A 14,884-nucleotide genomic window follows, 5' to 3' on the forward strand; every position below is an offset into this window, starting at 1 on the left:
AACGTTCAGCGTTCAACGTTCAACGTTCGTCGACAACTTCTTCCAGGCCGGCTATCCCTTACGTTCGGACGTCTTCAAGAACCTGATGAATCCATTTAGTGTGTTGCTAATCCGGTTACAGCGCATGATGACTTCTTCAAATGATGCATGGCTGAAATAACCGATGTCCAAGCCGGCATAGGCAAGACTTTTGACCTCGGAAAGGGACCCACGGGAAACGATGAGGTACTGAATCAATTCCCTGTTGCTGCCTCTGTCAAAGCCTTCCGCGATATTGGACATAACCGATACGGCTGCTCGCTGTATCTGATCCTTGAATCCATAATCCTTGCATTCACCAAGGAGTTTATAGATATCCGCCACAAGTAAACGAGCTTGTTTCCATGAATCAACATCTTCAAAGCGCTCTATTCTCAAGACGTCACCTCCTATTCGGCTAACAGGCAAGTTTTCTTGAACGTCGAACGTTGAACGTTGAACGGGTTTAGGCCATCCTGTCCAAGATGCCCGCCGCGAGGAGGGGGATCATGATCTCGTGGTGCCCGGTCACGGTGTAGCCGTGGCTCTTGCCGGAAGTCGGCCGCTTCACGACGTTGGTAAGCGGACGGTAGTGCTGCTGCATGTCGAAGTTCGCCGTGGTGAAGTGATCGACGTGGTGCCCGAGGTTCTGCGCGATGGAGAGGGCCTTCAGGAACACCTCGGGCAGAAGCACGGCGCTGCCGATGTTGAGATAAACGCCGCCGTCACCCAACTGCGAGACCACGGAGGTGAAGATCTGGAAATCGGTGTAGCTCGCCGCGCCGATGACCGCGCCGTCGGCGGAGGGGTGCTGGTGGGTGATGTCGGTACCGACCGCGACATGGACGGTGATCGGGATCCCCTTCTTCACGCAGGTGGCAAGAAGGCTCTGCTCGCGAAACGGGAGCTCGCGCTCCAGTATCATCCTGCCGAGCGACTCGCCGTGCCCGAGCCCCTTGGCGACCCCTTCCTTGAGCGCGGCGTTGATCTGCGCCCCGGTCTCCTCGGCCATGCCGAAGTTGCCCGCGTGCAGCACGACGCCCACATCCTCGCTGGTGGCGCCGATGAGCGCGATCTCGAAATCGTGGATGGAACCGGCGCCGTTAAGGGCGACCGCGGTGATCACGTCGGCCTCGATCAGCGCCTTCAAGACCGGCTGCAGCCCGCACTTGATGACGTGCCCCCCCATCGCCATGACGACCGGCTTCCCTTTTTTCCTGGCGGCGACGACGGCATCGATGATCCGGTTCAGGGCCTGCGCCCCCAACTGGTTCGGCATGGCGGCGAGCAGATCGGATACGGTCATGCCGGAACGCACCGGCTCCCCGAAGTCGTCCTTCACGTTCATCTTGTTCTTGCGCGTAGCGATGGGATAGGTGGTGACACCGGAGAAATCCATTGGTTGGTAGCTCATATCTTCCTTTTACCTTGCATATGTGATCTGCCGGCCTCTGCGGAGACCGGGCTCAACGCTTCACCGTCTCGCGGAACCATCGCAGCGAGCGTTTCAGCGTCTGGTCTATATCAACCTTCACCTCGAGCTTGAGGCTTGCGGACACCAGCCCCGGGTCCGGGACGAAGACCGAGTTGTCCTCGTGCATCCCCCTCACCAAGACCTCAGAGGCCATGCCAGAGAATTCCTTCACCTTCTCCGCCACCTCCCTCAGACTGATCCCGTAGGGGCTCCCCAGGTTGTAGGCCATCCCCGAGCCTCCGTCTACCAGCATACGCAGCAGCCAGTACGCCATGTCACTCGGGTACATGTAACTTCGGACCGCCTTCCCGTCGCTCAGGATGCGGATGGCGTTGTCGGTAAGGGCGTCACGGATGAAGTTGTTGATGGCCCAAGGCTTGTCCAGCGACTGGTAAGGCCCCATGAAGGCGAAAGGGCGCGCCGTGACGATGGGAAGTTTGCGAGAACTCCAGTAGGCGCTGCAGAGCGTCTCGGCGTAGCGCTTGGCGCCGGGGTAGACCGAGGTGATGGAGTTGACCGGTATCTCGCCTACGGTGTCCTCGGTTATGGCCGTACCGGCCAGGGACTGGCGCCCGTAGACCTGGCCGGAGCTCACGTTCAGGATCTTTGCGAGGTGCGGGAGGTTCGCCGCCGCGTCGAGTATGGTGGCCGTCCCCCTGGTGATGGTGTCCATGACGCTGATCGGGTTCGTCATGTGCTGCCTGTTGTCCGGGGTGGCGGCCGCATGGATGACGTAGTCGACTTCGGACGGCAGGTCGATCACGTCGCGCACGTCCGAACCGACTAGCCGGATCTCTGGGCATCGCACCAGGTGCGGGGCCTTCTTCCTGAAGGTATCGAGGTCGCGCGCCAGCAGGATCAATCCGGTACCGAAACCGTGCACCTGGTTCAGGTAGCAGACCATTTCAGCGATCCAGGTGCCGACGAAGCCGGTGCCTCCGGTAACGTACAAAAGCCGGTTGCGCAGCTTATCCAGCGCTTCCGGCGAGGAGCCGACCACTTCCTGACAGTCGGCTGCGATCATTTCCCTCAGCAGTTTTTCCATGTCAGCCTCGCTCTCTCCTGTCCTTGAGTTCCATCGCCACCTCGACGATCTTGTCCTCCTGCCCGCCGACCACCTTGCGCGCTCCCAGTTCGAAGAAGATGTCCCTTGGATCCACGCCGTATTCGATCGCCGCGAGGGTCACGTGCTTTGAAAAACCGGAGAAGACGCCGGAGAGCCCGCTCACGAGGCTCACGCTGCTGATGTACGGGATGCTGGCCATGATGCTCTTTTCCACGATATCGGCCGCGTCCAGTGCCTTGTAAAGGTCGATCCCCGTCTTGATCTGCAGACGCTCGAACACGGCCACGACGACCTCCATCTGGGCGTTGCCGGCGCCGGCGCCAAGTCCCCTGGAAGCCCCGTCTATGATGCGAGCGCCGGCCTCCACTGCCGCCACCGAATTCGCCACGGCCATACCGAGGTTGTTGTGGGCATGGAAGCCGACGGGGATCTTCAAAGAGCGCGCAAGATGCCCAACCCGATCCATCACGTCCGTCGGGAGATATGCGCCGGCGGAGTCCATGATGATGACAGCCTCGGCGCCATAGGACTGCATCTTGAGCGCCTCGTCCAGCAGCACCTCCTTGGGAGCCATGTGGCTCATCATCAGGACACCGTACGCCTCCTTGCCCTGTTCGCGGGTGAAGCTTATGTGGCGCTCGGTGATGTCGGCCTCGGTGCAGTGGCTCGCCACCCGCACCACGTCTACGCCGTAATCGAAGGCGAAGCGGAGGTCGTTATTGATGGTGGCGAATCCGGGGATGACGTGGATCCCCAGGCGCGAACGGGAGAGGTTTTCACGGGCCGTCTGCAGCATCTCCCGGTCGTCGAGCAGGCTGAGCCCCACCTGCAGTGAGGACGCCCCGAGCCCGTTGCCGTGCCCGACTTCCACAATCGGCACCCCGGCGGCGTCGGCGGCTTGGGCATACGCGGCGATCTGCCCCTTGGTAAGTTGGTGGGACAGCGCGTGGGAACCGTCTCTCAACGTTGCGTCGCTGATGATGACATTCCTCATATCACCCCCTGTTCACTGCGTTTTTTTGCGAATTCCTCGGCGACGGCGATGGCGGCGCAGTTGATGATGTCAAGGTTCCCGGCGTAGCTAGGCAGGAAGTCCCCGATTCCCTTCACCCTTACCGACATGATGACCCGGTTGTTCTCGTAGGTCGGGGGGATCACCAGTTTGTAGCTCGGCACGTACTGCTGAATCTTCTCGACCATGTCCCGGACTCCCTGCTGCAGAGCCGGGAGGTCAACTTCGGGGAGCTTCGCGTAGACGGTGGTCTGCATGTCGATGCACGGCTCCGCCGGGTTCAGGTTCAGAATTGCCTTGGCCCGGCCGCAACCGGAGAACATCTTCACCCCCTTCTCGGTGGTCTCTATGTACTCGTCCAGATTCAGACGCGTCGCGGGTCCGGCGCTCTTGGAGGCAATGGTGGAGACAACCTCGATGTAATCCACGTTCTTCTGCGTCTGGCCGATGACCCAAGCCAGTGGAATCGAGGCCTGTCCGCCGCAGGTGATCATGTTGATGTTGACGTCGTTCAGGCAGGCGTCGAGGTTGATCGCTGGTATGCAGAACGGCCCGAGTTTCGCCGGGGTGAGGTCTATGGCGATGATGCCGAGCTGGGCCAGTAGCGGCGCGTGTAGGTTGTGGCTCATGGCCGAGGTGCAATCGAAGACTATATCGCAGCACTCCGGGTTCTCCCTGATGCACTCGATCCCCTTGTCTGAGACCGGGACCCCGAGGCTCAGAGCACGCGACATCCCCTTTGAGGAAAGGTTGCGGCCTATAAACATAGAACACTCGAGCCACGATGAACGCAGCACCTTGTACAAGAGATCGGTGCCGATGTTGCCGCTGCCGAGTATGGCGACCTTTAGCTTTTCCATATTCACCTCTATCCGTCTTCAGTTCTTCATGTTTCCCGCTATCTCCACGTCGTCCAGGAAGGGGAACATGTGATGCAGCGGCATCGATTTCATGCTCCCGTCCGGCATCACCTTCGAGGAGACCGACGGGATGATCTTCTGGTCGTACTGGGCCCGAATATCCACCAACACCGGCCCTTGCACGGCAAGCGCCCGGGCCAGAACCTCGTCCAGCCGGTCCCTGCCGGAGCAGTCGAGGTAGGGGAGCCCGTAGGCCTGTGCCAGCTTGTCCAGGGGTGGAATGGAGACGCCGGAGTCGTCGCTCGCTCCAACAAGGTTCCCGTTGAAGAAGGAGTTCTGAGTGTTCCTGATCGAGACGTAACCGCCGTTGTTCACCACGAACAGCTTTAAGTTCAGGTTGTGGTGTCGCACCACCTGCAACTCGTGGCAGTTCAAATGCAGAGAACCGTCCCCGGTGACGCAGACAACCGTCCGCTCCGGGTCGGCGACGCTGGCACCGATACTAGCCGGAAGGGCGTACCCCATAGCGCCCAGGGCACCCGAGACGATGTAACGCTGCCCCTTCTTGGCCTTGAAGGCCTGCCCCATCACGTAGAATGCTGAACCCGCATCGGTCACCACGGTTGCGTCTTCAGAGACGGCGTCGCTCAAGCGGTCAGCGAACTCGTAGTAGTTGATATCCCCTTCCAGGAGGTGTGGCTCCGCCGTTACGGCGTACGTCCTCTTCCATGCCACACAGCGCTCCAGCCACGCCGCCCGCGCAGTTGCCGTTTCACGGCCGCCATCCGCCAGAGCTCCGGGGAGGGAAACTCCCTTTCCCAGGAAGGTCTGCACACTGCAGTTCACCTTCAGGTCGACCCCCACGTGCTCGCGTTGCAATACGGCGCGGTCCATCTCCACCTGAATCTTATAGGCGTCAGGGGCGAAGCCGTCCGCCTCGTAGCCCGTGGTCTGCTCGTGCAGGCTCGACCCGAGCGAGAGAATCAGGTCGGCGTTTTGCACCGCGAAATTCCCCGCCCGGTCCCCTTTCACGCCGGGATGTCCGACGAAAATCGGGGAATCGTAGGGAAGGAGATCCTTCGCCAGCTGCGTGGTGACCACAGGGACGTTCAGTGCCGAGGCGAAAGTGCGAAACTGCTCCGCGCGACCCGCGCAGTTGATGCCGTGTCCGGCGAGGATCAACGGACGTTTCGCCTCCTTGAGTTTCACGAGAATCCGTTCCAGCAAGGCCCCTTCCAGCTCCTCCGTATCGGCAGGCTCCGGGGTGAAGCCGACCAGTTCGTCCACCTTCACCCTCGCCCCCTGGATGTCCAGCGGCACGTCGAGAAGCACGGGCCCAGGACGACCGCCGGTGGCGAGGTGGATCGCCTTTTCCAGGTGGTACCGGACCAGCTTCGGGTCGTCCAGCAGCACCGAGTACTTGGTGATCGAACTGACGATGGGGACGATGTTGACCTCGAAGGTGCCATACTGGCGCAGCCCCGAGATGCCGGAGCCGTGGATGGTGCAAGGGAGCTTGCTCTGCCCCGTCAGGAATAGGATCGGTGAGGAGTCGAGCCAGGCGCCGGCAATCCCCGTCACGAGATTGGTCCCTCCCGGGCCGCTGGTACCGTAGCAGACGGCCAGTTTCCCGGTCTGACGGGCGTACCCCTCTGCGGCCATGGCGGAAGCCTGCTCGTGGTGGTTGCAGTAGTAACGGATCCTTTCTTCGCGCCCAACCGCGTCGATCAAGTGCATCATTCCACCACCCGAAAGCATGAAAGCGGTCCGGGCGCCGTAATCGGCCAGATGCTTGGCTATGTAATCAGAGACTCGCATTTCCATTGGTGAAAACTCTCCTAAAGGTAGGCGTCACAGAAGTACGAACATTAATTCTGCCCCGTGATCCTCGCCAACGATTCCACCACGTCACTGGCAGCGCGGTGAATGAAGTAACTGTCGACCGAATAGACCAGGAAGTTCGCGCCAAGCGAAAGGGCCGCACCGATCTCCGCCTCGGAACGGACCATCATGCCCGCAGCCTTCCCCGCAGCGCGGCATTTCTTCACGGCCGTTTCCAGAAAAGAGGTGACCCTGGGATGCTGCGTATCACCCTGGCACCCCATCGCCACCGACAAGTCGTAGACGCCGATGTACACCATGTCCAGATCTTCTATCTCCAGTATGGCGTCGATCGAGTCGCAGGCAGACTGGTTCTCGACGATGATCGATTTGAACGAGAAGCCATTGTTCAACTTCCCTGCCTGGTTGGTCGCAGCGCCGGCGTAGCCTGCGGCGCGGGTGAACGGGTTGTAGCCCCGGATGCCTTCGGGGGCGTACTTCATGCAGCGAAGCGCCTCCCGTACCGAGGCCGCGTCCTGCACCTGGGGAACGATCAAGCCATGGATCCCAAGGTCCATCACCGACTGGATCGTGAACTGGCTTGGCCCCGGCACACGGACCAGCGGCGAGCACCCCGCCCCCTCGCAGGCACGCACGCAGGCGTCGAGTTCCTTCAGTCCGAAAGGACCGTGCTCCATGTCGAGGATCAGGAAATCGAGCCCGGCGCGTCCGAAAATCTCGGACAGGGTCTGGGACGGCAGTATGGACCACATCCCGAGAACGGGCTTCCCCTCGGCCAGCTTTTTCTTCAGTGGATTTTGATGCATAGCGTCACCTTGTTCTGCGGGATACCCCCCATAGGGGCATCCGCCCAGGAGCCTAGCGGCAGGCGCCTTTGATGGTATCGACCATGAAGGAGAGCATCTCTTCAGTCATGCCGGGGTAGACCCCGACCCAGAAGGTATCGTTCATGATCCGGTCCGTGGTTGCCAGGTCGCCGACCACCCGGTAGCCGGTGCCGGTCTTTCTCATCTCGTCGAAGCAGGGGTGCTTGATCAGGTTGCCGGCAAAGAGCATGCGGGTCTGGATGCCATTGTTCTCCAACCGGTCCACGATCTTGCCGCGTCCAAGGCCCGTCCCCTGGCGCACGGTAAGGAGAAAGCCGAACCAGGAGGGGTCCGAGTGTTCGGTCGGCTCCGGCAAGATCAGGCGATCCGCGACCTCCTCCAGACCATCGCGTAGCGTCCGCCAGTTATTCTTCCGTGCATCGATGAAATCCGGAAGTTTCTCCAACTGCGCGCAGCCGATGGCCGCCTGCATTTCGGTGACCTTGAGGTTGTAGCCGAAGTGCGAGTAGACGTACTTGTGGTCGTAACCGTAGGGAAGTTCGCCGAACTGCTGGCCGAAGCGGTTGCTGCAGGTGTTGTCCTTGCCGGAGGGGCACCAGCAGTCGCGCCCCCAGTCACGGAAGGACTCCACAAGGCGCTTTAGCACGGTGTCGTCGGTGTAGACAGCCCCCCCCTCCCCCATTGTCATGTGGTGTGGCGGATAAAAGCTGGAGGTACCGATGTCGCCTATGGTACCGGTGTAGCGCCATTCGCCCTGATGGAGATACCTGGAGCCGAGGGCATCGCAGTTGTCCTCGATGAGCCAGAGATTGTTGCGGTCGCAAAACTCTTTCACGGCCGCGAGGTCGAAGGGATTGCCCAGCGTGTGCGCCACCATTACTGCCCTTGTCTTGTCAGAGAGGGCGTTTTCCAGCTGTGAGCAGTCGATGTTGTAGGTAGGGAAGGAGACGTCGACGAACACCGGCACCGCCCCGAACTGGATGATCGGCGCGATGGTGGTCGGGAACCCGGCGGCCACCGTGATGACCTCGTCCCCCTTTTTGATCCGTTTTTCGCCGAGCTTTGGGGAGGTGAGCGCCATGAAGGCGAGGAGGTTCGCCGAGGACCCCGAATTGGTGAGGGAGCAGTGCTGCACCCCGATGAACCGGGCGAATTCGGACTCGAAACGATCCGCGTAGCGCCCAGTGGTGAGCCAAAAGTCGAGCGACGAGTCGATGAGAGAGGCGATCTCCCTGCCGTCGAAGACCCTGCCGGCGTAAGAGATGCGGTCCCCAGGGGAAAAAACCCGATCCTTCTTGTGCTTGAATTCGTAATACCTTACGGCGGCGTCTATGGCTTGCTGTCGTAAAAGCTTCTCCTGTCCGTCGCTATCTACCAAATGACCGCTCCTTCCTCTGATCGTAGTAATCGCCGCGTCCCTGGCGCAGGAATGTCCTATATGCCACGATGCCGGCATATCTGGCAAGATATTCCAAAGATCACGCCGGGGTTCCTGGAAAACCGGTGCATCCTTGCCGCTAGCTCGCGCCCCGTGTCCCCGACAGTATCGCCTCGGTCTCCCGCAGTATGCAATCAAGCGAGGTGAACCGAGGTCGGTAGCCGAATGCCGCCGCTCTGCGGTTTTCTGAGAAATAGTTGCTCTTGACGCCGGTGGCTGTCACTGCGGCATGCTGTTCCGCGACGCGGTAGGCAAGCGCCCCGGATGCGGTGAACGCCGCGATGATCTCGAATTTCCCTACCGGCCCCGCGCTGTAAACGTCTAAGACGTCGTTGATGCGCTTCTGCCGCATCAGGCAGCGTACCAGCTCCGTTAAGTCTTCCGGGTGGACGAAATCCCGAACCAGGTCGTGTGCGCCTGTGACGAACTCCCGGCCGTGCTTGATGCAGCTGACCAACTCGCTCAGAAGGAATTTCTCATCCAGGTCTATGAACCGACTGAAGTAGCCGAAGACCCGTAAGTCGACGATGTTGAGTTCCTTCCGGGCACGGTGTTTCGCTTCGGAGCAGAGTTTCGCGACGCCGTAGTACTCTGTGGGCTGCAGAGCATTGGCGTTGAACCGCGCCTCGCTACTTTCAGTTGGTGGTTTGGAGAAGTCGGTCCCGTAGGCGGCCCCACTGCTGAGGCTCACGAAGAGAGTTTCCGGCTCCCTTTCCAGGTAGCGCAGGACCAAGTCGTCGAACCTTTCGGTGATATCGAAGACGGCGTACGGTTCTTGGACAAGTTTGCCGGGGCTGCCGATCCCGACGCAGTTTATCACGGTGTCATAGCGGTGGATCGGGAACTCATCGAATGGGAGCACACGGACCTGCTGCGTCGCTCCGATTGAGACAAGGAAGCTACGCAGCCGCTGGGCGTTGCGGGCAAACAGGTAAAGCTCCGCATCCTGTGCCAGGCAGAACTGGTGAATGAGCCCCTTAGCAATGTGGCTCGTGGCGCCAAGAATGGCGATCCGCTTGGTCGAGGGGAAGGGCGTCACTGCCGGCTCTCGCTATCCGCAGCGGTGTAAGCTGAGATCTGCTCAAGGCAGATCTCGCGCAGATCGTCCCCCCTCTGGTAGGCGAGGGTCCAGTCGACGATCTTGTCCAGCGTCGTCTCCAGGCTCCATCTGGGCCTCCAGCCGAGCTTCGCCTTGGCCTTGGAACAGTCCAGCTTCAGGTAGTGCGCCTCGTGCGGGTGCTCGCCCTGGTCCACCACGTAATGAGCATCACCCTGCCAGCGGCTGCACATCCTCTGCACAATCCATTCGACCTCGCGGGCGTCGTCGTCTCCAGGACCGAAGTTCCAGGCGCCGACGAATCGCGGCCCATCCTGGTACAGCCTCTGGGCAAGGGCAAGGTAGCCGGACAGCGGCTCCAGCACATGCTGCCAGGGGCGTATGGCGTGCGGGTTCCTGATCCGCACCGGCTGGTTCTTCAGGAGTGCGGCGACGCAGTCGGGGATGAGACGGTCCGCCGCCCAGTCGCCGCCGCCGATGACGTTTCCTGCACGGGCCGAGGCCAGCGCCACTCCGTGGTCTGCATAACGGGCCTCATTGAAGTAGGAGTTGCGGTAAGCGGCGGTAACCAGCTCCGAACACCCCTTGCTGCTGGAGTAGGGGTCGTACCCGCCCATCGGCTCGTTCTCGCGGTACCCCCAGGGCCACTCCCGGTTCTCGTAGCACTTGTCGGTGGTGACATTCAGCACCGCCTTGACGCCCTGGCTCTTTCTCACCGCTTCCAAGATGTGGACCGTTCCCATCACGTTGGTCGAATAGGTGTCGACCGGGTTCAGGTACGACTCACGCACCAGTGGCTGCGCCGCCATATGGATCACTATTTCTGGGGCCGCTGCCTTCACGGCGGCCGAAAGCGCCGCCTGGTCGCGCACGTCGCCGGTCACCGAATGCACCAGCCCCGCCACGCCGGCCAAGTCGAAGAGACTCGGATTAGTCGGGGGGGATAGTGCGTACCCCGTCACCTGTGCACCGAGCATGTGCAGCCAAAGCGAAAGCCAGCTTCCCTTGAAGCCGGTGTGGCCGGTGACCAGAATTCGCCTGCCCCGGAAGAATTCCGGATCGAAATGGTGCTGCTTTTTGTGGCTCATCGAGATTGTTCCTTCTGCCCCCTCCCATCTGCGGGAGGAGTTATCACCATTGTTTCCACGGGGCCTGTCCCGACTTCCAGAGATCTTCCAAGTAGTTCTTGTCGCGCAAAGTGTCCATGGGCTGCCAGAAGCCGTCGTGTTTGAAGGCTACCAACTGGTCGCTTTTCGCCAGCGACTCCATAGGCCCTTTTTCCAGAATGGTAGAGTCCCCTTCGATCAGGTCGAGCACCGCGGGCTCCATGACGAAGAACCCGGCGTTGATCCAGGACCCATCCCCCTTTGGCTTTTCCTGAAAACCTCGAACCTGGTTATCGCCGGTGAGATCCAGGGCGCCGAAGCGCCCGGATGGCTGCGTCGAGGTCACCGTCGCCAGCTTGCCGTGCTTTCGGTGATATTCCAGGAGCTTGTCGATGGGGACGTCGGAGACGCCGTCGCCGTAGGTCAGCATGAAGGTCTCGCCGTCGAGATAGTCGCGTACCCTCTTCACGCGGCCGCCGGTCATGGTCTCCAGCCCGGTGTTGACCAAGGTCACCGACCATGGTTCGGCGGAATGATTATGGACTACACGCTCGTTGGAGTTCCTGAAGTCGAAGGTGACGTCGGACTCGTGCAGGAAGTAATGCGCGAAGTACTCCTTGATGCAGTACCCCTTGTAGCCAAGGCAGACCACGAAGTCGTTGAAACCGTAGTTGGAGTACATCTTCATGATGTGCCAGAGGATGGGACGTTCGCCGATCTCGATCATCGGCTTCGGTTTTAGGTGGGACTCCTCGCTGATTCTGGTGCCGAAACCGCCGGCCAGTATCACTACCTTCATGCGCTCTCCTGAGATGTTCGTTATTGCATGACAAATCGCCGCCGGTGCGACCGTGGCGCCGGAGCCCCCCTCGGCAGGCAGCGGGAACTCCGGGACACCCGGCCGGGGCTAGACGCGGTAAAACTCCCGGTACCACTTGACGAAGCGCCCGATCCCCTCCTCGATGGAGGTGGCGGGCTTGAAACCCACGTCCGCCATCAGGTCGTCCACGTCGGCGTAGGTCGCCGGCACGTCGCCCGGCTGGATGGGGAGGAGGTTCTTCTCCGCCTTTTTCCCGAGCGTTTCCTCAAGCACCTCGATGAACCGGAGCAGCTCCACCGGGGAGTTGTTGCCGATGTTGTAGATCTTGTACGGGGCGTAGCTCGTGCCCGGGTCCGGGGCGTCGCCGCTCCAGGCGGGATTCCCCTGCGGCACCTTGTCGCTCACCCGGATCACCCCCTCGACGATGTCGTCGACGAAGGTGAAGTCGCGGCGCATCTTGCCGTAGTTGAAGATGTCGATGGGACGCCCCTCGAGGATCGCCTTGGTGAAGAGAAAGAGCGCCATGTCCGGCCGTCCCCACGGTCCGTAGACGGTGAAGAAGCGCAACCCCGTGGTGGGGATGCCGTACAGGCTCGAATAGGTGTGGGCCATGAGCTCGTTCGCCTTCTTCGTGGCGGCGTAGAGGGAGACCGGGTGGTCGACGTTGTGATGCACGGAGAACGGCATGGTGGTGTTGGCGCCGTAGACCGAGCTGGAGGAGGCGTAGACCAGGTGCTTCACGCCGTGGTGCCGGCACCCCTCGAGGATGTTGACGAACCCCTGGATGTTGCTGTCGATGTAGGCGTAGGGGTTGACGAGCGAGTAGCGCACCCCCGCCTGCGCCGCGAGGTTCACCACGACGTCGAAACGCTCCTCCTCGAACAGGCGGTGCAGCGGTTCCCGCTCCTCGAGCCCCATCTTCAGGAAGCGGAAGCCGTCGCGCTCCTTGAGCAGATCGAGCCTCCCGAGCTTCAGGTTCACGTCGTAGTAGTCGTTTAGGTTGTCGATCCCCACCACCTGATCGCCGCGTGCCAAAAGCCGCTGCGACAGGTGAAAGCCGATGAAACCGGCTGCGCCGGTAACCAGTATCTTCTTCATGTTTACCTCCCAATGGGTCCGGTGCAGCGGCGGGGGGCGCTGCCGCGGAAAGCCCTGGCCGCACCGGATACGGAAACGGATTATATGCCACCTTAGCGGAGCACAAGTAAATCTTTTTTTACGTTTTCCGCAACACCGTCCCTGACCTTTTCTCCAGAACCTCCCCGATCACCTCCAGGGTTTCCCTGCTGTTACGCTGCATGGTAAGGGGTGCCGCCGCTTCGGCGGCCGCCGCCCCCATCCTTTGGCGGCGCTGCGGGTCGGCGAACTGCACCACGGCCGCCGCGATCTCTCCCGCATCGAGAGGATCGCGCAACACGATCCCCTGCTCCCCGTCGCGAACCAGCTCCGCTACACCGTTGTAGCGCGAGGTGATTACGGGAAGCCCGCAGGCCATCGCCTCGAGCGTGGCGTTGCTGAAGGGGTCGTAGAGGGTCGGGAAGGCGAAGATGTCGCACCCCAGGTAGAAGCGCTCCACGTCGCGCACCGGCCCGGTGAACACCACCTTTTCCGCCACCCCGAGGCGCTGCGCCCGGCCCATAAGTGCCCCGGTGCGCCCTTTCCCCACGATGAAGAGCTTGAAGGGAACGGTGATTTTCGCCGCGGCCTCGATCAGGGCGGGTACCCCCTTGCGCTTGAAGCCGCTCCCCACGTAGAGGATGCGCAGCTCTTCCCCGAGCCCGTACGTTTCGGCTAACCGCGCCCGGTACTCCTCGCGCCTTTGCAGCGGGAAGTGGGCGGCATCAACCCCGTTGTACACCACCCTTATCTTATCCTCGGGGACTCCGTAGAGCTCCACGATCTCGCGCTTGCCCATCTCGGAGTTGGCGATCACCGCGCTGAGGGCGGGGTCGGTGTAGAGCCGTCGCTCCAGGGCCATGTAGGCGAGCTGGAAGGGGCTCAGGTAAGTGGCAAGCCGCGCGAGCCACCCCCGCCCCAGGTTCTTGCGCCTGAGCCAGATCCGGTGGCAGCCGTCGCCGGCGCGGTAGATGTCCTGCCTGAGCGTCCGCTCCAGGCTGAAGACCACGTCGAAGCGCTCGCTTTCGATGATGCGCTTGCATCCGAGCGAGAAGGTGAGCGACTTGAGCCACCCCGGCTTTCTGGCCGCGGAGACCGGGTGCAACCGGATCTTCTCCCCACCCTCCGCGTCCCAGCTCGACGCGAGGACGTGCACCTCGTGCCCCAGGGCGACAAGCTCCTCGATGAGCCGCACCATGTAGCGCTCCGCCCCCCCGAAGGGGGTGTATTTCTGACGGATCAGGGCGACTTTCACGGCATGCCCAGCCGGAAGGCGAGCTGCGGGAAGCGCTGCACCAGCCCCCGCTTGGTCAGGAGCGGAAGGCGGAAGGACTGCACCGAGCGTTCCACGTACTCGCGGTAGTTCGCCGCATCCCCCATCTCCCGGTAGGCCCCGGCAACCTTGAGCATGATCTTCGCCTTCCGCTTGCGGTAGGCCCGCAGGTGATGCGCGGGGGCCGCCGTCGGGTTCTCCCCGATGAAGTCGTCCATGAGCCGGAAGTGGTTGTCGCGCTGGAAGCCGGGGGAGATGGCCCTGAGCGAGGCGGTTCCGGAGGCGCTGTGCTTTCTGTAATAGATGAGGTAGTCGGTGATCACGGCGAGCGGGAGGCCGTTTTTAAGGTAACGCAGCCACAGGTTCAGATCCTCCGGGCCGACGTACGCGTCGCTCCAGAGCCCGGCCCGCTCCAGCGCACCCCTCCTGGTCATGAAGCTGGAGCAGACGATGAAGTTCCCTTCCCTGAGGAAGATGGGCAAAAAGGCGTCCATCCCCCCCCAGAGGTACCCGTCCCCCTGCTTCATGGCGCCCCCCGGCTTCAGGAAGCGCTGCTTGCAGCGGCGCGCCTGCTCCAGGTCGTCGCAGAAGTTCTTCGCCTTGCAGAAGACGGCGCCTACTTCCGCGTTCCCCTCGAGGATCTCCACCTCTTTTTGCACCAGCGCGGGGTGGTACACGTCGTCGGCATGGTAGAAGGCGACGTACTCCCCCTTGGCCATGGCGAAAAGGGTGTTCAGGTTCCCTACGTACCCCAGGTTTTTCTCGTGCCGTACGTGGACTACCCGCGGGTCGCGTGCGCTGAAGCTGTCGACGATCTCGCCGGTGGCGTCGGTGGAGCAGTTGTTCCCCACCAGGATCTCGACGTTTCGGTAGCTCTGCGCGATCACCGATTCGAGGGTCTCTCCTATGAACGCCGCGCCGTTGTACGCGGGGATGCAGATGGAAACCAGCGGCTTTGTCATAACTCCTCCTGAT

The 14,884-nt window shown here is 61.5% G+C and carries 14 protein-coding genes; all 14 read right to left on the bottom strand.

Translation table 11 applies throughout. The features are described from left to right. Positions 1-51 precede the first annotated feature (51 nt). Positions 52-417, bottom strand: coding sequence for a four helix bundle protein (locus tag D6Z24_RS20115; protein WP_129128404.1), 366 nt, complete (start codon positions 415-417; stop codon positions 52-54). A gap of 67 nt (positions 418-484) precedes the next feature. Continuing rightward, positions 485-1,432: a hypothetical protein gene (locus D6Z24_RS20120; protein ID WP_129128405.1), complete on the bottom strand. Its 948-nt coding sequence runs from the start codon at positions 1,430-1,432 to the stop codon at positions 485-487. Between the two features lie 52 nt (positions 1,433-1,484). Beyond that, positions 1,485-2,537 carry an NAD-dependent epimerase/dehydratase family protein gene (locus D6Z24_RS20125; RefSeq protein WP_129128406.1) on the bottom strand — a complete coding sequence of 351 codons (1,053 nt, stop codon included), beginning with the start codon at positions 2,535-2,537 and terminating at the stop codon, positions 1,485-1,487. A 1-nt stretch (position 2,538) separates the two neighbouring features. Then, the gene (gene dmpG / locus D6Z24_RS20130) at positions 2,539-3,552 is read right to left on the bottom strand and encodes a 4-hydroxy-2-oxovalerate aldolase (RefSeq protein ID WP_129128407.1); all 1,014 of its coding nucleotides are present in this window, start codon (positions 3,550-3,552) and stop codon (positions 2,539-2,541) included. Continuing rightward, positions 3,549-4,430: an acetaldehyde dehydrogenase (acetylating) gene (locus tag D6Z24_RS20135; RefSeq protein ID WP_129128408.1), complete on the bottom strand. Its 882-nt coding sequence runs from the start codon at positions 4,428-4,430 to the stop codon at positions 3,549-3,551. Before D6Z24_RS20135 ends, dmpG begins: the two co-directional genes overlap by 4 nt. A gap of 18 nt (positions 4,431-4,448) precedes the next feature. Then, positions 4,449-6,254, bottom strand: a complete 1,806-nt coding sequence (locus D6Z24_RS20140; protein ID WP_129128409.1) for a thiamine pyrophosphate-binding protein — start codon at positions 6,252-6,254, stop codon at positions 4,449-4,451. A 44-nt stretch (positions 6,255-6,298) separates the two neighbouring features. Further along, entirely contained in the window at positions 6,299-7,078 is a 780-nt protein-coding gene (locus tag D6Z24_RS20145) for an HpcH/HpaI aldolase family protein (protein ID WP_129128410.1), read from the bottom strand. Positions 7,079-7,130: 52 nt separating this feature from the next. Further along, positions 7,131-8,477 carry a lipopolysaccharide biosynthesis protein RfbH gene (gene rfbH, locus D6Z24_RS20150; RefSeq protein ID WP_246014744.1) on the bottom strand — a complete coding sequence of 449 codons (1,347 nt, stop codon included), beginning with the start codon at positions 8,475-8,477 and terminating at the stop codon, positions 7,131-7,133. A gap of 139 nt (positions 8,478-8,616) precedes the next feature. Continuing rightward, positions 8,617-9,576: an NAD-dependent epimerase/dehydratase family protein gene (locus D6Z24_RS20155; RefSeq protein WP_129128412.1), complete on the bottom strand. Its 960-nt coding sequence runs from the start codon at positions 9,574-9,576 to the stop codon at positions 8,617-8,619. After that, on the bottom strand, positions 9,573-10,682 hold the full coding sequence (rfbG, locus tag D6Z24_RS20160; protein ID WP_129128413.1) for a CDP-glucose 4,6-dehydratase: 1,110 nt from the start codon (positions 10,680-10,682) through the stop codon (positions 9,573-9,575). The genes D6Z24_RS20155 and rfbG overlap by 4 nt, the downstream gene beginning before the upstream one ends. Positions 10,683-10,725: 43 nt before the next feature. Further along, positions 10,726-11,499 carry a glucose-1-phosphate cytidylyltransferase gene (gene rfbF / locus D6Z24_RS20165; protein ID WP_129128414.1) on the bottom strand — a complete coding sequence of 258 codons (774 nt, stop codon included), beginning with the start codon at positions 11,497-11,499 and terminating at the stop codon, positions 10,726-10,728. A 108-nt stretch (positions 11,500-11,607) separates the two neighbouring features. Beyond that, the gene (locus D6Z24_RS20170; RefSeq protein ID WP_129128415.1) at positions 11,608-12,618 is read right to left on the bottom strand and encodes an NAD-dependent epimerase; all 1,011 of its coding nucleotides are present in this window, start codon (positions 12,616-12,618) and stop codon (positions 11,608-11,610) included. 118 nt (positions 12,619-12,736) lie between these two features. Next, on the bottom strand, positions 12,737-13,891 hold the full coding sequence (locus D6Z24_RS20175; protein WP_129128416.1) for a glycosyltransferase family 4 protein: 1,155 nt from the start codon (positions 13,889-13,891) through the stop codon (positions 12,737-12,739). Further along, a complete protein-coding gene (locus tag D6Z24_RS20180) occupies positions 13,888-14,871 on the bottom strand; it encodes a glycosyltransferase family 2 protein (RefSeq protein ID WP_162605202.1) in 984 nt (327 codons plus the stop codon). The genes D6Z24_RS20175 and D6Z24_RS20180 overlap by 4 nt, the downstream gene beginning before the upstream one ends. Positions 14,872-14,884: the final 13 nt, after the last annotated feature.

It is taken from the genome of Geomonas oryzae, from assembly GCF_004117875.1.
Classification (GTDB): Bacteria; Desulfobacterota; Desulfuromonadia; order Geobacterales; family Geobacteraceae; genus Geomonas; species Geomonas oryzae.